The 20,493-nt window shown below is 33.2% G+C and carries 15 protein-coding genes; 7 read left to right on the forward strand and 8 right to left on the reverse strand.

The window, feature by feature from the left end; genetic code table 11:
• Positions 1-30: 30 nt before the first annotated feature.
• From ACFWU4_RS02620 to ACFWU4_RS02635, 4 genes are all read left to right on the forward strand, one after another.
• On the forward strand, positions 31-3,117 hold the full coding sequence (locus ACFWU4_RS02620) for a VPS10 domain-containing protein (RefSeq protein ID WP_411124585.1): 3,087 nt from the start codon (positions 31-33) through the stop codon (positions 3,115-3,117).
• Complete coding sequence (locus ACFWU4_RS02625; protein WP_411124587.1) at positions 3,117-3,692, forward strand: CopD family protein; 576 nt, start codon at positions 3,117-3,119, stop codon at positions 3,690-3,692. The genes ACFWU4_RS02620 and ACFWU4_RS02625 overlap by 1 nt, the downstream gene beginning before the upstream one ends.
• A gap of 72 nt (positions 3,693-3,764) precedes the next feature.
• Entirely contained in the window at positions 3,765-5,219 is a 1,455-nt protein-coding gene (locus ACFWU4_RS02630) for an ATP-binding protein (protein ID WP_411124589.1), read from the forward strand.
• A 92-nt stretch (positions 5,220-5,311) separates the two neighbouring features.
• Complete coding sequence (locus ACFWU4_RS02635; RefSeq protein ID WP_411124591.1) at positions 5,312-6,094, forward strand: enoyl-CoA hydratase/isomerase family protein; 783 nt, start codon at positions 5,312-5,314, stop codon at positions 6,092-6,094.
• A 9-nt stretch (positions 6,095-6,103) separates the two neighbouring features.
• Here ACFWU4_RS02635 and ACFWU4_RS02640 read toward each other — a convergent pair whose 3' ends face one another.
• From ACFWU4_RS02640 to ACFWU4_RS02650, 3 genes are all read right to left on the reverse strand, one after another.
• Complete coding sequence (locus ACFWU4_RS02640; RefSeq protein WP_411124594.1) at positions 6,104-10,102, reverse strand: T9SS type B sorting domain-containing protein; 3,999 nt, start codon at positions 10,100-10,102, stop codon at positions 6,104-6,106.
• 222 nt (positions 10,103-10,324) lie between these two features.
• Positions 10,325-11,749, reverse strand: coding sequence for a Gfo/Idh/MocA family protein (locus tag ACFWU4_RS02645; protein ID WP_411124596.1), 1,425 nt, complete (start codon positions 11,747-11,749; stop codon positions 10,325-10,327).
• A 243-nt stretch (positions 11,750-11,992) separates the two neighbouring features.
• On the reverse strand, positions 11,993-12,550 hold the full coding sequence (locus ACFWU4_RS02650; RefSeq protein WP_411124598.1) for a hypothetical protein: 558 nt from the start codon (positions 12,548-12,550) through the stop codon (positions 11,993-11,995).
• A gap of 263 nt (positions 12,551-12,813) precedes the next feature.
• Here ACFWU4_RS02650 and ACFWU4_RS02655 point away from each other — a divergent pair, with 263 nt between their 5' ends.
• Positions 12,814-13,686, forward strand: a complete 873-nt coding sequence (locus tag ACFWU4_RS02655; RefSeq protein WP_411124600.1) for an AraC family transcriptional regulator — start codon at positions 12,814-12,816, stop codon at positions 13,684-13,686.
• A gap of 14 nt (positions 13,687-13,700) precedes the next feature.
• On the forward strand, positions 13,701-13,874 hold the full coding sequence (locus ACFWU4_RS02660) for a hypothetical protein (protein WP_411124602.1): 174 nt from the start codon (positions 13,701-13,703) through the stop codon (positions 13,872-13,874).
• 1 nt (position 13,875) lies between these two features.
• Here ACFWU4_RS02660 and ACFWU4_RS02665 read toward each other — a convergent pair whose 3' ends face one another.
• From ACFWU4_RS02665 to ACFWU4_RS02680, 4 genes are all read right to left on the reverse strand, one after another.
• Positions 13,876-14,532, reverse strand: coding sequence for an HD domain-containing protein (locus ACFWU4_RS02665; RefSeq protein WP_411124604.1), 657 nt, complete (start codon positions 14,530-14,532; stop codon positions 13,876-13,878).
• 6 nt (positions 14,533-14,538) lie between these two features.
• Positions 14,539-15,519 carry an acyl-ACP desaturase gene (locus ACFWU4_RS02670; RefSeq protein WP_411124606.1) on the reverse strand — a complete coding sequence of 327 codons (981 nt, stop codon included), beginning with the start codon at positions 15,517-15,519 and terminating at the stop codon, positions 14,539-14,541.
• 18 nt (positions 15,520-15,537) lie between these two features.
• Positions 15,538-16,275, reverse strand: coding sequence for a lysophospholipid acyltransferase family protein (locus tag ACFWU4_RS02675; RefSeq protein WP_411124608.1), 738 nt, complete (start codon positions 16,273-16,275; stop codon positions 15,538-15,540).
• A gap of 63 nt (positions 16,276-16,338) precedes the next feature.
• The gene (locus tag ACFWU4_RS02680) at positions 16,339-16,749 is read right to left on the reverse strand and encodes a BrxA/BrxB family bacilliredoxin (RefSeq protein WP_411124609.1); all 411 of its coding nucleotides are present in this window, start codon (positions 16,747-16,749) and stop codon (positions 16,339-16,341) included.
• Between the two features lie 172 nt (positions 16,750-16,921).
• On the opposite strand from ACFWU4_RS02680, the gene ACFWU4_RS02685 reads away from it, so the two are divergent.
• The gene (locus ACFWU4_RS02685; protein ID WP_411124611.1) at positions 16,922-17,707 is read left to right on the forward strand and encodes a TerB family tellurite resistance protein; all 786 of its coding nucleotides are present in this window, start codon (positions 16,922-16,924) and stop codon (positions 17,705-17,707) included.
• A 194-nt stretch (positions 17,708-17,901) separates the two neighbouring features.
• Here ACFWU4_RS02685 and ACFWU4_RS02690 read toward each other — a convergent pair whose 3' ends face one another.
• The gene (locus ACFWU4_RS02690) at positions 17,902-20,415 is read right to left on the reverse strand and encodes a chondroitinase-B domain-containing protein (protein WP_411124613.1); all 2,514 of its coding nucleotides are present in this window, start codon (positions 20,413-20,415) and stop codon (positions 17,902-17,904) included.
• Positions 20,416-20,493: the final 78 nt, after the last annotated feature.

Genomic DNA, 20,493 nt, shown 5'->3' on the forward strand with positions numbered 1-20,493 from the left:
TTAAAATTGAATAACTAACCGCTTTTCGACATGAAATTTTCTATATCTATTGCAGTTCTTCTGCTATCATTTTTTAGTTTAAATACATACTCACAAAACTTTCAAGAATCAGATTATGATGTCTTGGAGTATAGACTTCTTGGCCCTTTTAGAGGTGGTAGAAGTGCTGCTGTAACAGGAGTACCTAATCAACCAAACCTTTATTATTTTGGGTCTACTGGAGGAGGTATCTGGAAAACAACTAATGGAGGTCGACAATGGGAAAATATTTCTGATGGTTTTTTTGGCGGAAGTATTGGAGCTATAGCAGTTTCAAAAAGCGACCCTAATGTTATGTATGTTGGTGGTGGTGAAAAAACAGTAAGAGGTAACGTATCTTCTGGATATGGTATCTGGAAAAGTGAAGATGCTGGTAAAACATGGAAATCATCAGGGTTAAAAACATCGAGACATGTACCAAGAATAGCTATTCATCCTACAAATCATAACATTGTTTTTGCAGGTGTTATGGGAAACTTATACAAACCAACACAAGAGCGCGGAGTTTATAAAAGTATTGATGGAGGAAAAACTTGGAAGAAAACTTTATTTTCTAATGAGCATGCTGGAGTTGTAGATTTAATTATGGACCCGACAAATCCAAGAGTCTTGTATGCTTCGACTTGGAGAATCAATAGAACGCCTTATAGTCTAAACTCAGGAGGAGAAGGTTCAGCACTTTGGAAAAGTACAGATAGTGGAGAAACTTGGACAGAAATTTCAACTAATAAAGGGTTTCCTGAAGGCACTTTAGGCATTATAGGTGTTACCGTTTCACCTTTAAATAGCCAACGCATTTGGTCTATTATCGAAAATAAAGACAAAGGTGGTTTATACCGAAGTGAAGATGGAGGTGATACATGGACGCAAGTTAATAGTGAGCGCAAATTGCGTCAACGAGCTTGGTATTACACAAGATTATATGCAGATACAGAAGATGTAAATACGGTTTATGTTTTAAATGTACGCTATCATAAAAGTACAGATGGTGGACGAAATTTCAACACATACAATGCACCTCATGGAGATCACCACGATTTATGGATTGCACCAGAAGATCCTAAACGAATGATTATTGGAGATGATGGTGGAGCTCAAGTCACATATGATGGTGGTGAAACATGGAGTACCTATTACAACCAACCAACATCACAGTTTTATCGTGTGACTACAGACAATGCATTTCCATATCGTATTTATGTGGCGCAACAAGATAACTCTACAATTAGAATTCCGCATCGTACCGACGGAAGGTCTATAACAGAAGACGATTGGGAATCTACAGCAGGAGGCGAATCTGCTCATATTGCTGTCGATCCAGAAGATAATGATATCGTCTACGGCGGAAGTTATGATGGTTTTTTAACACGAAGAAATCATAAAACAGGAACGGTTAGAGCCATTAATGTTTGGCCAGATAACCCAATGGGACATGGCGCTGAAGGTATGAAATATCGTTTTCAATGGAATTTCCCTATCATATTTTCTAAGCATAACCCAAATCGATTATATACGTTTTCTCAACACGTGCACGTTACAGAAAACGAAGGTCAATCTTGGGATATTGTTAGTCCGGATTTAACACGAAATGATCCTGAAAAACTAAAATCTTCAGGTGGACCAATCACTCAAGATAATACATCAGTGGAATATTACTGTACCATTTTTGCAGCACAAGAATCGCCATTAAAAGAAGGCTTGCTTTGGGTTGGAAGTGATGATGGTTTAATAAACATAACTCAAGATGGTGGAAAGACTTGGACAGATGTTACGCCTAAAGGCATGCCAGAATGGATGATGATTAATAGCATTGAGCCAAGTGCATTTGATGAAGGTACATGTTATGTCGCAGGTACAAAATATAAGACAGGTGATTTTGCACCTTATTTATATAAAACGACTAACTATGGAAAGAGTTGGACAAAAATTACAAATGGTATTAACGAAGAGCATTTTACAAGAGTAGTTAGAGAAGATCCAAAACGAAAAGGTCTTTTATATTCTGGTACAGAAACAGGAATGTATATTTCGTTTAATGATGGTAAAGACTGGAAGCCTTTTCAGCTGAATTTACCAATTGTACCAATTACAGATTTAACCATCAAAGACAATAACTTAATTGTAGCTACCCAAGGGAGAAGTCTTTGGATGATTGATGATTTATCTGTAATTCATCAGTTATATAATGCCGATTTAAGTAAAAATGTACTCTTCAAACCAAAAGACACTTACAGAATGCGTGGTGGAAGTAGAACTGGTAGTAAAACTTCTGGAACTAATCACCCTAATGGTGTAATTACATATTTTAATCTAAAAGATTTCAAGAAAGATGATAAAGTTTCTCTAACTTATTTTGATACTAAAGGAGATACGATTAAAACGTTTTCAACTAAAGACAAGAAGAATAAATTAAAAGTTGAAAAAGGAGGAAATCAGTTTGTTTGGAATATGACTTATGATGGAGCAGAACGCTTACCTGGCATGATTTTATGGTGGGCAAGTTTACAGGGGCCTAGAGCAATTCCGGGTACTTATAAAGTAAGTTTAAATATAAATGGTGCAGATCAATCTCAACCATTTACTATTGTAGCTGACCCAAGAGCAGAAAGTACTTTGGCAGACATGCAAAAGCAATTCGATTTTATTAAAGATGTTAACAAAACAATGGACGACGCGCATAAATCTATTAAGAAAATTAGAGCAGTTAACAAACAGTTGAGCGCATTTCAGAAGCAATATAAGGATGACGCTAATGTAAAAGAGCTAGTTGAAAAAGCTAAAACGTTAGAAGAACAATTATCTAATATTGAAAAGGAGTTATACCAGACTAAAAATCGAAGTGGACAAGACCCTTTAAATTTCCCGATTAAGTTGACTAATAAATTAGGGCATTTAAATTCGCTCGTAAGTATGGGTGATTTTCCACCAACCGAACAAGATATTGCAGTGAAGAACGAATTATCTGGTAAAATTAAAACACAATTAGATGCATTTAATACTATTTTGAATGATGAGGTAAAAGCGTTTAATGCAGCGTTTAATACTAGACAGTTAAACTATTTGTTTGTTGAAGATTGATGGGAGACATTATTAGAGAATTTTCAGGACAATTTTATGATTATATAAAATCCCTACACCTCATTTTTGTAATCACATGGTTTGCTGGTTTATTTTATATTCCACGATTATTTGTTTATCAAATTGAAGCTTTTCATAAACCGTCTCCAGAAAAGAAAATTTTAGGAAAGCAATTAAAATTAATGGCTAAACGACTTTGGTTTATTATTACATGGCCATCAGCCATATTGGCGACTATTTTTGCGATTTGGCTTTTAATTCTAAGACCAGGTTGGTTAGAACAAGGTTGGATGCACGTAAAATTAGTATTTGTTATTTTACTTTTTATTTACCAATACAAAACACATATATACTATAAACAACTTCAAAAGGATAATGTAAAGGTAACTTCAAATTTTATGCGAATATGGAATGAAGGCGCCACATTTATATTATTTGCAGTGGTGTTTTTAGTAATTTTAAAAAGCACTATCAATTGGATCTTTGGAGTTGTGGGAATTATTGTTTTAGGGATTCTGATAATGCTTGGTTTTAAACTATATAAAAATATTAGATCAAAAAATCCAGAAGCCTAGTTGGCTTGATTATTGCTATATTTAGAAAATTGTAGATAATCATAACAGATACCCTTTTTCAAGGGCACTTTGATGAAAATAAAAAGACTGTCTTTACGAGCACGAATATTTGTAGCCATGATACTATTAGTATTACTGGCTTCAATTTTAATTGCTGCTGTTACTATTTATCAGTATAATGAGGAAGCTAAGGATTACCATAAAGAGCGTTTAGAACGTAAGGAAAAGGCGATAAGAAAAAGTATAAACTTTACTATTCAAAAGACCACATATCCGGTAACAACAGATAATATTCCACTGATTTTTAAAGATGCCATTTTTGATATTGATGCTATTCATAGCCTACAAGTTAATTTATACGATTTGGATGGTCAATTATTAAAAAGTTCCAAAAGAACGATTCAACGCGATACGACTGAGCAATGCGTTGAAGCAGAAGTATTAAATCTATTATCTAGCACAGCAGAGCATCGTTATGTGCTTAAAAAAGAAGAAAATGGACAAACTTTTCAATCTTCATATTCTTATATAACAGATGAAAAATTTAAAAATTTAGCAATTTTGAATTTGCCTTATTTAGAAAATGATGATTTTTTAAATAAAGAACTGAATGAGTTTTTATTGCGCCTTAGCTATGCTTATTTAGCAATGATATTGGCAGCTATAGTTTTTGCTTATTTCATTTCAAAATATATCACAAAATCCCTTAAGAACATTAGTGATAAAATGAATGAAATTAGGTTAGAAAAACGGAATAAGAAAATTGAAATAGAATCTTCTAGTGATGAAATAGAGACTCTAGTCAATTCATACAATAGTATGATTGATGAGCTAGAAGACAGTGCTGTAAAATTAGCAACTAGTGAAAGAGAACAAGCCTGGCGAGAGATGGCCAAGCAAGTTGCACATGAGATCAAAAACCCTTTAACACCCATGCGATTGAGTGTTCAGAGTTTTCAAAGAAAATTTAATCCTGAGGATGATAATATTTATCAAAAGGTAGAAGAGTATAGTAATACACTGATTCAGCAGATAGATACAATGAGCTCTATAGCGTCTGCATTTTCTAATTTTGCTAAAATGCCAGCTCAAATGAAGGAGGTTTTAAATGTTTCACATATCGTAAAGTTGGCTTTAGATATCTTCAACGAAGATTATATCTCATTTTATCCTGATGATAAAGATATCATTGCTAAGTTTGATCGAACACAACTTATTAGAGTAGTAACTAATCTTGTAAAGAATGGAATTCAAGCGATACCTGAGAATTCTAAAAACCCAAAGATTGAAGTTAAAGTTTTAAGTCATGAGAATGATGTAAAAATTACTGTAAAAGACAATGGTTCAGGGATTTCTGAGGAAAATAAATCTAAAGTATTTGAACCAAAATTTACCACTAAAACTAGTGGAATGGGATTAGGTTTGGCTATGGTAAAAAATATTGTTGAAACATATAATGGAAGTATTACCTTTGTTTCTAAAGAGGGAGAGGGGACCACGTTCATGGTTAATTTTCCTAAAGACTAAATTCCTTTAAAAGAACGAGTAGCGTTATTATAAATTTACAGAATTGATATAAAAATGAAATTTCTGCTTTAGCTGAGATTAAATTATTTTCTATGAACTACAACAATATACTTTCGAATTATAGCAATGGAATTACAACCATTACTATTAATAGACCTAAAAAACTCAATGCCTTAAATAAAGATACTATTTCAGAGTTGCACAAAGCATTTGATGAAGCTAATAACGATGGGGATACTAAAGTTATTTTAATTACAGGTAGTGGTGAAAAAGCTTTTGTAGCAGGTGCTGATATTAGCGAATTTTCTCATTTTAATATTGAAGAAGGTGGTAAATTAGCAGCCCAAGGTCAAGCTTTATTATTTGATTTCGTTGAAAAACTCAGTACACCAGTTATTGCAGCAGTTAATGGATTTGCACTTGGCGGTGGTTTAGAACTAGCTATGGCCTGCCATTTTAGAGTAGCTAGTAGTAACGCTAAAATGGGATTACCAGAAACTTCATTAGGTGTTATACCTGGATATGGAGGTACACAGCGTTTACCTCAATTGGTAGGTAAAGGAAGAGCTATGGAGATGGTAATGACTGCTGGTATGATTGATGCCAGCCAAGCATTAATCTTTGGATTAGTAAACCATGTGGTAGAACAGATTGATTTAATACCGCTTTGCGAAAAAATAGCGAGTAAAATAATGAAAAATTCATCAGTTGCTATTTCAGAAGCAATCCGAGCAATAAATGCAAATTATGAAGATGGTATTAATGGATATGATGTAGAGATAGAATCGTTTGGCAACTGTTTTGGTACCGAAGATTTTGTTGAAGGTACAACAGCCTTTTTAGAGAAGCGAAAGGCTGATTTCCCAGGTCAATAAATAAAAGGACTATCGTTTTAATGTAAAATGAGCTTTAAAAACACGCTTTATATTATCTAAAGGTTCTATATATTCAACCGTAAACCAATAGTCACTAGTTGGCATTTTATTACCATTATATGTGCCATCCCAGCCAACACTGCCAGGATTTAACTGTTTTAATAATTTCCCATAGCGATCAAATACATATATTTTTGCATCAGGTTGATTTGCTATGCTAGTTATATTCCAGGTATCACGATAACCATCACTATTAGGTGTAAAGTAACGGGGATAATCTATTATACTTTTTACAGCAATAAGCATGTTACAGTTATAAATATCTCTAACTCTAACTTCATGTTCTCCTCCCGCAACATTATTAAATATGGGTGAATCTTGCCAAAGACCATTATCTAAACTATAATTATATTCCCCATTACCAACAACTATGACTTCTAATGTATTAGTTCCAGAAAATGTAGGGCTAATTAGTTCTAAAGTAATACTTTCTGGTGGATAGGAAGCAATAACCAATGTGCTTGCTGCAACTGTGCAGCCGGTTTCATTATTTGTTGTTATTACAGTATAGGTGCCTGGTGCAGTTGGATTAAACATAGGTGCAATTTCACCAACAAGAATATGTTCTATTGGATTAATAATAACATCTTGCTCAGAGCCAGTATACCATTGAAACGTATAATCATTAGAGCTTAGCTCTGTATCTATTGGAGGATTTTCTATAAATGTAGTATTTACATTATCTATTACAGAATTTGTATTAGATAGACATATTACATATTGATCTGCTATTGGTATGGGTGGTGCAGAATTTACAATTAAAGTTACGGGTATTACAGCGAAACATTGATTGTTGCTGCCACTAATTTTAGTAACACGGACATATATTATTTGTTGACTAAAAATTGTATTAATAAATGTTGTTTGATCAGAAATAGAACGTGATAAATCTTCGATAGCTAAGGATGCATCACTTTCTAATTCGTAGTAAGTAAATATATAATCGCTTATATTTAGGTCATTTGCGGCACTTGCATCAAGTAAGTTTAAAATATCAGGTTCAACACGAGTCAAATCAAAATTATCATAACCATCATTATCTACTTCACATTCTTCAATTGGAAGTGGATTAAAATTATAATCATCATATAACGTTGTATTTAACCTTTGGATTTGTGAAGAAACGCAATTATTTACGTTGGTAACTAAAACGATAATATCTCTGCTAAGCTGAGTGTTTAAATATGTTGAAGGATTCTGTATTGGATTATTATTATTAATATCATTTTCAGATTCAAAATAGTTAATTTCTAAGCTACTATCACCGTTTAGAATTTGACTCTCATTTATAGTTAAATCATATATAGTATTTAATTGCTCACTGCATATTTCTATAGGGTCTGGCTCAAAAATTACAGGCAATGAATTAATTACTAAATTAAATTGCATGTCTATTGCATTATAGCATTCTCCTAGGTTAGCAATACCATCATTATTTGTATCGTACGTAGCCCTAACAAATATAGTTTGACCAGAACTCACATAATTATTTGGATTAGCAATAGGTATATCGTTTTCAGCATCTGCAAGCGATTGGTAATAATTAATAATAAAATTTTGAGTTTGGGTGCCAACTACTTCTGCGTCTTTTGTTGTAAGATCGAAAGTAGAATTACCGTTATCACTGCATAATTGATAATTGCTAATAGGATTATTTATAGGAACTTCTAAAACGTTTAGAATAACGTGTGGGCCTAATCCTTCACACCCATTATTATCTAGATTATCAACTCTAACCCAAATTGTCTGACTGTTTGGGGATAACACATTCCTATAATCTATAAGATTTGTAATAGCATTTAATTCTTGTAACGCATCATTTTCATTAAGATAAAATGTAGTTTCTAAGTTTTGACCAGCAGGGAATAATCCCTCTATTTGACTTGCAGCATTACTAAAGTTAAAGGTGCTAATACCATCTATATTAGATCCAAAATCTACATCATCACAAGATTCATAAATTAGCTCAAAATTTTGCGGAATTTGAGTTGCTCCAACATTTAAGTTTATTTGTACGGTGTCAAAGCACCCTGTATCTGCTTCTATTCTGGCATATACAACGCTGTTTAAAGGTGTTGGATTTTGATAAGCTGTAACATTTGTTATTTGAGTAGAAGGATCACCAGATATTGCTTCAATTTCAGTCATGTAATATGTAAAATCAAAAGCAGAATTAGATGTGATAATACTATTAGTTTCTGTAAGATTGAACAAGGTAATACCGTCTTGATCAACGTCGCACTGATCTAAAGAGATCATTTCAATTAGATTTGGGGCGACTAAAGCCTCTATATCAAAGTTTGTTATACCATAACATACAATAGATTCTTGACTTTGCGCTCTAACCCAAATAGTAGTAGAATTACTTAAGAATGTAGCTGTGTCTAAAATGGCTCCAACATTATTATTTGCATCATCTTCTGTTGTATGAAATGTTAGATCTATGTTAGTTTGACCGTTTAATATTGATGTAATTTGCGACGTCAAATCAAATTCTGCCAAACCATTTTCATTTTGGCATTCTGCAAGATTATTTGGTTGTACAATATCTATATTACCGACACTAATATTGATGGGTTGACTCTGAGTGCAATCAACTATAGATTCAATTAATAATCTATAGTCACTACTTGGAGTTAATAGTGAAGGAAGTGTAACATTAATACTACCATCCATATTAGTAATTAATTCACCTACATTAGTACTATTTTGAAAGCTACCAGAAGCATCACTTAATATTGCAGAAAATGTTGTGTTTGGACTAAAACTGCCAGTTAGTGTAAATGGTAAATCAAATGAAGTTCCGGAACAAATGTCAATTGCAGGATTAGGCTCAATAATTTCAATACCCTTTAATAAGTCGGTGTATACCGTAACAAAAACTTGGTCATTTTTACTATACGCAACAACAATATCATTGTAAAATGTATTTCTATCTATATTATGACTTTCACCATCAGAAATTAATATAGGAGGGTTAAAAATACCACCTTGATCAAAACTAACGCTAATTACTAATTCGCTAAGATCATTCTTATAACCGTCAATGATCGTTCCTTGGGTATCTGCAAAGAGTGTTCTGGCATGACTTGTAATATTACTTTCACCAAAGGTGATTGCTTCTGTGCTACCATCAGAAACATCTATTTTATAGCCTAATGAGCCCGAACCAGCGACGAAAATAAAGGTGCCGCAAGGGCCATCACTTAATGTATAACTCGAAAAAAAAACCTGAGGTGAATTTGGTATTATTATTTGATTAAAACTTTGACCATTGTCAACACTATTATATAACTCTAATGTAGGATTGTCTCTTGGAGCATATATAACTCCATTTTGATCTACAAAGATATCAGAGTATGCAAAATTAGGTAGGTTTATATTTGTGAATGGACCATCACCATTATTAGAGTTTGAATACACATTCTCTCCTGATCTATCTGTAATATAAAGATTATTATCAAATGTTGAGAGATGAACAGTTTCATTATCTTCAAAAGTAACTTGAGAAATCGTAATTGGTCCTACAACTATTTCTGAGGAATAAGTTAAACCTGCATTTATACTTTTACTTAATTTAATTTCTTCATTTTCTACCCAAGCGACAAAGATTATGCCTTGATTATTTATGATAATTTCTGGTTCAATATTTCCGGTTACTGCGGAGACTTGTATGCTCGGTAAAAATGTCGCACCTCTATCCTCACTTTTTGCAACTCTAATACCATTGCTCCCTGTAAAAACAACAAAAATATTACCTGCATTATCAATTGCAATATTTCTACTGGTATTTGCTTTGCCAATATTATTAGATACACCTACGTCGCTAACAGGTGTTTCATTAAAAAGTAGTGTTTGAGAATTTAATTGATAAGAACTTATTAAAATACCAATTATTATAATAGGATACTTTATCAATTTTAGGTACTTACAAATTTTAAAATTCATTCGTTAGGTGGTTTCGACATTAAAATCTAATTCTAATATAAATGAAATTTTTTTTATTGAGCAGGAGTAATTTGATGAAGAGCTGATTAGTTCGGTATAATTCATAAACTGATCTATACATTAGATAATCAATGTGTTTAATTAAAAGGATTTAAATAAATTGAGAAATTAGATAACTGATTAAATATATTATTTTTTAGCTAACTAGCATTGAATATTTACCTATTTAACCTCCCAGCCTTTCCTATAATCTCTAGTTACCCATTCGTTAGCTTTTTCATAATTTGTAACACGCATTGCATCTCCATCCCAAAGTAATTTTCTACGACCAGGATAATCAAAAGGAGCCCAATCTCTTTGAGTTTTACCTTCCTTTAGAACTTTATACTGAAAGGCCTTTATAGCTAAATTACCCATAAGTACAGATTCAGTTAATGGTCCAGCATAGCTAAAAGGAGATGACGTTTTTATACCTGTCATACAGGCTTCTACCCAATTAAGAGCATGGCCGTTACTACCATTTTTTATTCGAGGTAATGTTGCTTCAGGTTTATTAAAATATTTCATGCTACTGCTTGGTAATAGTCTTGGATTTCCAGAATAACAGTCTGTAACCAACATGCCTTTTGTACCGTAAAACACGCTTCCACCGCTCCAATCACCGATAAACTCGCCATCCTTTAATTCGTCTGGTAAATCTGGCATAATACCTCCATCGTACCAGTTTAAATCCACTTTCCCATGTTTCTTAGTATCAAATTTTAGACGTACTATGGATGATGGTGGACAGGCCTTATTATAATTAGCCTCTACAAAATCACCAGCCCAAACGGTAGTGCAACTTGCCTCAGCTTCATATGGTGAACCCAGCCCTAAAGTTTTAAAAGGAGTTTCCATAATATGGCAACCCATATCACCTAAACCGCCTGTGCCAAAATCCCACCAGCCTCGCCATTTAAATGGCAAATAGGCAGAATGATAAGGGCGATCTTGAGCTGGTCCTAACCATAGGTCCCAATCGAGACTTGGTGGTACAGGTTCACCTTCGTTAATATTTCTTAGTCCTTGTGGCCAAACAGGTCTGTTTGTCCAGCAGTCTACCTTTTCAATAGTTCCTAAAACACCAGAGTCAATCCATTCTTGCGTTACTCTAATACCTTCACTTGAGCTTCCTTGGTTACCCATTTGTGTAACTATGCCTTTTTCTGCCGCAACCTTTGCCATAAGACGTGCTTCATGAATGTTATGTGTTAATGGTTTTTCGACATAAGCATGTTTTTTTGCTCGCATAAATGGTAATGCAATTGTCGCATGTGTATGATCTGGTGTCCCAACCATTACAGCGTCTATTTCATTAATATGGGCATCGTATAGTTTTCTGAAATCTTTATAACGTTTAGCTTTAGGGTGTGCTTCGTAACTTCCTTTTGCCATATTATCATCAACGTCGCATAAGGCAACAAATTTCACTTTGTTAGTAGCAGTTAAATCTCTAACAACACCACCGCCTCGGCCACCAACTCCAACAGCACCTATATACAAAGTATCACTTGGAGGAACATGGGTTTTACCTAAAACAAAACTTGGAACAATAGAGAATACAGCAGTAGCACCTGCGGTCTTTTTGATAAAATTTCGTCGTTTCATAAAAACAAATTGGATTAGTTAGTTGTTATGAAGGTATAAAAAAAATGTGATTTATTTCACCAATATTGTTCTACAAGTAAATTCTCCAATTAAGAATTTATTTGATTCTTGGTTTAATGAAAAAATATAAGAACACTAATCCCGGAGCTTTTAAATAATGTTGTCCAAAACTATTTGAATAAAAAAGTGGGCTTAAAAAGCCCACTCTTCTACTAAATAAATAACTAATATATAAACAACAATTTATATTCTAAATGTCTCAACAAATACTCTATCATTAGACCTTATAACGGTCGTATATTCTCCTTTGAAGGAATTGTCGAGTTGGTAAATACGATTTAAGATTTTTTCTCCCTTAACAGTTTCAGAAAAAATAACTTCATCGTTATAATAAAGCTTTATATCCATACCCTTATTATCTAAGGCTAGTTTAGAGATTATTATTTTAGAGTTTTCTATTCTAAATACAGGTTTATAAATCTTCTCTTCTATATTCGAATTAAATGTAACTACATTATTTTTCACATTAATCGAGTTAATTTCAATAACAAAATCTTTATTAACTTCTACAGTGTAATTACCATCTCTTAATTGCGAAAAGTCAAATAGATTTGTAAGATTACCGTCATAATTTACTAAACCGATATATATAATTTCACCAGTTCCGTCAGTTACAGTAATCTTGTTTCCTTTTTCAACGTTGTGAGTTAAAGTATTAATTTCTAAGGTCTCGCTTGCGTAACTAGTGTATGTTCCTAACATCACCGCTACTACTAAAATTCTTTTAAATAAATCTTTCATTTGTTTCATCTTTTATATGTGAAACTGATTTTTTTGATTTTGCCGTTTCCATAATCTACTAGCTTTTTTACTTCATCAATTTCACATGATTTAACACTACAAATTTATAATGCATTAGGTTTTTATAAAACAAGTATCTTAATGAATATCTATGCGAAATTACCCCTTAAAGTTATGTTAAATACTAATAGGGTTAATTTAGAATATATTTAAGGTAATTATAAACAGTTTATAAAATCTATTTAACTTAAATTTGTTATAGAATGAATAAAAAACAGCCTACATTAGAAAAAATCAGCCCACAGTTTGGTAGTTCATTCTTGGCCAAAAGGAATGATGTTTATACAGGTACAGGTATGCCTTACTGGCATTTTCATCCAGAAATGGAATTAGTGTATGTAAACAAAGGTAAAGGGAAGCGGCATATTGGTAATCATTTATCTTATTTTAATAATAGTCAATTATTACTAATTGGCTCTAATTTACCACACAACGGTTTTACAGATCGTTTTACAGCAGAGGGAACAGAAACTGTTATTCAGTTTAAGCCCGATTTTTTAGGCGAAGGTTTTTTTGATATTCCTGAAATGGAACCTATAAAATCAATGTTTAATCGTGCAAAAAAAGGGATTTTATTTGGTATAAAGACAAAAGAAAAATTAGGAAAAAAGATTGAGAAACTACCTGAAAAAGGTGGTTTTAAAAAGATATTGATCTTACTCGAAGTTTTCCATACACTTGCAAAATCTAATGATTACACACTTTTAAACGCCGATGGCTTTGCTTTTGAGACTGAACCTCAAGATAGTGCTAAGATTGATTTAATTTATAAGCATATCAACCAAAATTTTCAGGAGCATATTAGTTTGGATGAGATTGCCGGTATTGTGAGTATGACGGTGCCTGCTTTTTGTCGTTACTTTAAAAAGGTAACTGGTAAAACGTTTACTAAATTAGTTAATGAATATCGTGTTGTACACGCAACAAAACTTTTGTCGGAGAGCCAGATGAGTATTACAGATATAAGTTTTGAATGTGGCTTCAATAATTTCTCGCATTTTAATAAATTATTTAAAGAGTTTACAGGCAAAAGTGCTTCAAAATATAGAAGTGAATTAAAATTAATGGTCGAATAGTAGTTTTTGAGACAATGGATAAAAAGATTAATATAGCAATTGACTATTATACTAAGAAAGGTCAGGATATTTTGAATGTTGTAAACACAAAAACCAATCTAACAGCGGATGAACTCATCCATTATGGCGAAGAAATGGCAATTTTAGAATATAAACTGACTGCTTTAGAAGTTGCAAAAGAAAATTAATTTATTGTTTACCTTCACATTCTGCATAAAACTGTTTTAAGAAACTCTCCATATAGTTATGTCTTTCAGTAGCAATTCGCTTTCCAGTTTTAGTATTCATTTGATCTTTTAACAACAATAACTTTTCGTAAAAATGATTAATTGTCGGAGCTTTAGCTGCTTTATATTCAGCTTTAGTCATTTTTAGATTTGGTTTAATTTCAGGATTATATAAAGGCCTATTTTTATAACCACCATAATTAAAACATCTTGCAATTCCTATAGCTCCAATAGCATCTAAACGGTCAGCATCTTGCACAACTTTCATTTCTTTTGAGCTAAAAGAGGGGTTTAAATCAAATGAATTTTTAAAAGACATATTCTCAATAATCTGAGTCACATGTTCTATAATTTCGCTATCTACATTTTGTTTTAATAGAAATTCACTCGCTATTCTAGGACCAATAGTTTCATCTCCATTATAAAATTTTGAATCAGCTATATCGTGAAGTAGTGCTGCTAAAGCAACAATAGTTAGATTTACATTTTCATGTTTTGCAATTAATAGCGTATTCTTGTACACACGCTCTGTATGAAACCAATCGTGACCACCTTCAGCATCTAAAAGTTTAGATTTTACAAAAACTATCGTAGCTTCGATTAATGCAGGTGTGTCCATGTTTTATTAAGCAGGGTCAACCCATTTAAATTGAAAGGAATTCTCAGGTACTTTCATACGATCAGCTAAACGCAACATACGAGAGGGTAATTTCATTAAATAATCTCGTGCCTTTTCTGCATCATCATTAAGATCTTTAATATTTGCAATATCCCAACGTACAATTAATTTTTGTAAAATATCTACGTAATCTGCTGAGGTATACACACCGATACGCTGCGCAGTATTAGAAAACTCTTCGAAAGCGGTACTTATTTTATCTCCAGATTCTCTTAAAAAATGTGCAGGCATGGCTATTTTTTGTTTCATCATATAATGAAATGCCATCATCATTTGACTGGGATCTACAGCAAAAATACGCTCAACAAACTCCGCATAAGCATGGTGATGTCGCATCTCATCACCAGAAATAATTTTGCACATTTTTGCTAACTGTTTATTGCCTTTTGCTTTTGCTAATTTTGCTACTCGATTATGCGATATATATGTTGCTAGTTCTTGAAAACTCGTATAAATGAAGTTTTTATAAGGATCTCTGTCAGTACCAATATCGAAACCATCTGCTATAAGATGCTGGGTTGTCTTTTCGATTTCGCGCATATTCACGCGGCCAGATAAGTATAGATATTTATTTAAAACATCTCCATGTCTGTTTTCTTCTGCTGTCCAATGTCTTACCCATTTAGACCAACCGTTGCGTTCTATTTGGCCTACACCTTCCACATCCATTAACCAAGACTCGTATGTTGGTAAGGCTTCTTCAGTAATCATATCACCGACTAAAACTACCCAAAAATCATAAGGTAATTCTTTAGATAATGCTCTAATTTCTTTAACCTCTTCGTAGAAGTTTTCACTTTCAGAATTAGGAAGAAAATCTGTAGGTTGCCAGATTTTTTCAACAGGAATTAAATATTTTTCTATTAATGATTCTACATCTTTTTCGAGATGTTGCATGACTTCTAATCTTATATTTTTTAAGGACATCTAGATGGTATTTGATGTTTAATTTTTAATAGCGTCTACAATAGTTTTTTCAACTTGAGCAATGAGTGCCTCTGTAGTTGTAAAGTTAGCTATTTCTAAGGGCTTGTGAACTGTAAATTTAATATGATTTCCAATGCCCATTGGAAATTTACCATAACGTAACATTTTCCAAGAGTTATTTACTGTAATTGGAACTATTAATGCAGAAGGTGCTTTTTTTATTAATATTTCGACACCTTTAGTTTTAAACGGTTTAGCGGAACCATCTTTGCTTCTTGTGCCTTCAGGAAAAATAACTGCTGCATATTTGTTAGACTCTATATACTCACCAAACTTTAACATTGCAGGTAGCGCTTGTCGTGGATTTTTACGATCTATTAAAACAGATCCACCATGACGAAGATTGTAAGATACACTAGGAAATCCTTTACCTAATTCTTTTTTAGCTACAAATTTCACATGATGCTTGCGCATGTACCACATTATTGGTGAAATGTCATACATACTCTGGTGGTTAGATACAATTATTAGAGGTCTATCTGTAGAAATAGTATGTGTATTATTAAATGTAAAACGAGTACCTAAAACATTTAAACAACGTATTAAAAAGAATTGCAACCAGTCTACACTTATTTTATGCGCTTTATAACCAAACACATTTAGGCAAACCCATTGTATGGGATGGAAAATATATAATGTTAACCCAAAGCAGATAAAATATAATACCGTAAGTGGATAAGCCAATAATTTGCGCATACTGTAAAATTAAAAAACCACGATAAAAAATCGTGGTTTTAAATTCTATAATTTTAAACTTTTTTAACAATGCGCGTTGTAAGCATCCATTAAGTTTTCTGAAATTAGTTCTGCTGGACGACCTTCAATGTGGTGACGCTCTAACATATGCACTAATTCACCATCTTTAAATAATGCCATACACGGAGAGCTAGGTGGAAAAGGCACCATATGGGCTCTTGCAGCGTCAACAGCTTCTTTGTCAACACCTGCAAAAACGGTTACGATGTGATTTGGTTTTTTTGCGTTTTGTAAACTCATACGAGCTCCTGGTCTTGCATTTGCTGCTGCACAACCACAAACAGAATTAACAACCACTAAAGTTGTTCCTTCTTTTGCAAGTGCACTATTTACATCTTCTGTAGTATATAATTCTTGAAAACCAACTTTGGTTAAATCTTCACGCATTGGTTTTACTAATTCTGCTGGATACATATTTTTTCTTTTTTATTCAATTGAATAACAAAGATAATGAAAAAATAGAGGTGTATGTTAGTCTTTAGTTAACAGTTTGAATGCGACTATTTTTGTTTTCTATGGTAACAAAAACACAATTTTATCTACTAACAAATAGTATATTTGAATAGATTTAAAAGAATTAGAATACATGAGTTTTGCAAAATGGGTTGGAGGCGCAATTGGTTGGTCTTTTGGAGGACCAATAGGCGCTATTATAGGATTAGCAATAGGTAGCTTTGTCGATAATTTATCTGGTGATGGAACACCTTTATTGGGTGATCGTCAAACCGGAAGACAACGGAGAGACCCATATCGTCAGAGACCAAGACAAACACGCCAACGACCGCAAACACAATCTGGTGACTTTGAAGTGAGTTTGCTCATTTTAGCATCTATTATTATAAAGGCAGATGGTAAGCAAGATCAGCGCGAATTAGATTTTGTACGTCAGCAGTTTACCAATATGTATGGTAAAGAAAGAGCTAACAAAGCCTTTGAATTGTTTAAGCGTATTAGCAAACAAAATATTTCTATGCGTCAAGTGTGTTTGCAGATAAAACAAATGATGGATCATGCGTCGCGTTTACAATTACTTCACTTCTTATTCGGCATTGCTAAATCAGATGGCCATGTCGCTGAAGTTGAAATGCGACAGATTTACACCATGTCTGGTTATTTAGGTATTAGCAATAAGGATTACGAAAGCATTAGAGCTATGTTTTACGATAGTACCAATAATGCTTATAAAGTATTAGAAGTTGATAAAAAAGTATCTGATGATGAAGTTAAAAAAGCCTATCGTCGAATGGCGAAAAAATACCATCCAGATCGTGTTGGACATTTAGGTAAAGAACATCAAGAAGGTGCAGAAGCTAAGTTTAGAGAGGTACAAGAAGCTTATGAGCATATTCAGAAAGAGCGTGGTTTTAAGTAATGTGATTAATGAGAATCTTTATTCTTCCTTTTCTTTTCAATGTATTTAAAATAACGTTGTGTTTTATACTTTCTGAAAAGAAAAACACTTATTGTAATCAAACCCAGAATCATTATTCCGGCTTTACCTGTGAGGTATTCAAATAGTTCCATACATCTATTGTCGTAATTATTTAATAAAACTATCGATAGGCATTATTTTTTAATCACTTTCTTAATAGATAAAACCCGCTGATCAATACCAATAACCTGAATAAAATAAAGACCACTAGCAATCTCATTTTTAAGTTTTAAAACAGATTGAGTAGATGTATGTTTTTGTTCTATTAATACCTTACCTGTGGCGTCTACGAGTCTTATACTAGATATATTTCTTTGCAGTGACTCTGAAATTTGAATATTTAATTCATCTACAAAAGGATTAGGGAATATTTTAAAAGCTTCAAGTATGTTTTCAGGTGTAGACAATGTTAAACCTGCACAGACTACTTCCATATCAGAAACAGAACACCATGGTCCTGCATAAGTGGCAGCTCCTGTAACTGTTAGACGTATATATCTTACAACAGTGAGGTCAAAAGAGTCGCTAATTACTGTACCTCCAGTTGTATTTCCTTGTCTATCCACTAAGGTTGTAAAACCTGTTGAAGGAGAGGTTACAGAACCTTCAACTAAATATTGGTAATCGCGACTTTGGTAAGGGAATAAATTAATACCTCCTACATTATAAGTATCGCCTAAATCTATGACCATATTCTGTGGAAAATTTTCTGCAGACCATCGGTTATCTGCATCACCATCAATAACATTTGTTGCTGGATTAGCAGCTTGCTGATTTGTAAAACTTACTACAGATGCTGACAAGGAAAGGTTGGTATTTTCTAAACAATCTGGTGGTGATAATGGTCCTAGAACTTCAATATTTGCAGAATCTGTAAAAGAACCATCAACCGATGTTGCAGTTATATTTATGGTCCCTTCAGCTACGGCTGTAACTAGCCCATTAGAATCTACTGTAGCAATAGTATTATTTTCAGAAGACCAGGTCACTTGCATATTTGTAGCATTATTTGGTGTTATTGTTGCCGTAAGCTGTTGTGTGTTATTTATAGAAAGTGTGGCTGTTTCAGGGTTCACATTAACAGCTGTTACGGGTATTGGTGCACAGTTTGTACCATAATCAATTATAGTGCATGCACTTGAAGATACCAAACCATCAGAATCTAAATAACAGGCTCCTACAGTATTTCCTACAGCAGAATCTATTATTGGTACTGAATTCGTTGCAGTGCCTGTTGCACCAATCACTTCGTGTGCACCTACATCTTTGCCTGTACTTGGTCTTGTAAACCCTTCAATATCTAATGTAACTTCATTATATGTTCCTGCCGATGCATTTGCCACAGGACCTGCAGCACTAGGTTTAAAAATTAAACCACTCATAGAAAAATTGGCATTGGTATCTGTAATACCAGGATCTGTAACACCAATAGGGGAACCACCAAAAATATTACCATCATAATTTATACTTCCACCTATTGAACCAACATCACCAGAAACAATTGTACCATTAGTACTGTAAATTACGTTGTTTGCAATTGTTCCAGATGGAATATTGTTCCCTCTAGAATCATTAAAGTAAATTGGATCTACTGAATCATAAATTGTATTGAAAGCAATAAGAATATTATTAACGTTTTGATACCCATTACTTGTTCCACCTGAAGCTGCGTTCCCTCCCATTAATGTAATGCCATTATTAAATGAATCTGAAGAATTATCTAAATCTTGCATGTAATTATTAATGATGATATGATCTTGATCGGATATTCTTATCCCTCCAGATTTAGCTTTATTCTCTCCCATAAAGTAATTCCCTTCAACTAAGGCTTGTGCTCCATGTCTTAATACTAAAGAACCTCTGCAGTTTCTAAATGTATTGTTACGAAATGTATTACCAAGGCTTTTGTTAGAAATAATTTCATTTTCACCGTCCACCGCCTGGAAATAGTTGCCTTCTACTAATACAGCTGCGTTTTCTGTTTGCTCAGAACTAGAACCAATACGTATACCTTCGGAATCTCCTGAATTCGTGCGTCCATCTTTTGCTGTTACGTTATAAAAATAATTATTGAGTATATTATGACCTGCTGTACCTCCATTGTTATACGATAATTCTACTAAAATGCAAACACCAGTTGTATCTTTATTGAGAAAAGAGGTATTTTCAATAGTGTTATTAGAACCATAGAGTACGATCCATCTACTTTTTGCATCAGGCTCAGTAGGATCTTCTATTTGTAAATCGTTGAAAGCACAATTACGCATTGTAGAATTTTTTGCAAAATCTGTGTTAGAACCGCTTCGTCTAAATTCTATATGATTATTAAATCCAATACCACCATCCCAATAAAAGCCATCTACAATTAGGTATTCTCCCCAAATATTCATCCTAGATTCACCAGTAAAAATCACTCCACCAGGTGTTTCGGCCTTTAAAACGATTGGACTACCAGATTCTCCGATGGCATTAAAATCTATGTCTTGGTCTGAATATGTTCCGTTTGTCCATGCGACAACATCACATGGTTGTAAAGTCAACGCATTAAATTGACTAGCTGAGTTTACAGTATAATCTGTTGCAAATGATATGTTAGAAACAAATAGTAAAATTATTAATGAACCGAAAAAATGTAGTTTTGAAATCATAGCTAAAACTTTATAATTGGTTCACCAAATTGGTTAACCAATTATAAATATATAGAATATTTTGATATTTAAAAGAAA

The sequence above is a fragment of the Winogradskyella sp. PE311 genome, assembly GCF_046545555.1.
GTDB lineage: Bacteria > Bacteroidota > Bacteroidia > Flavobacteriales > Flavobacteriaceae > Winogradskyella.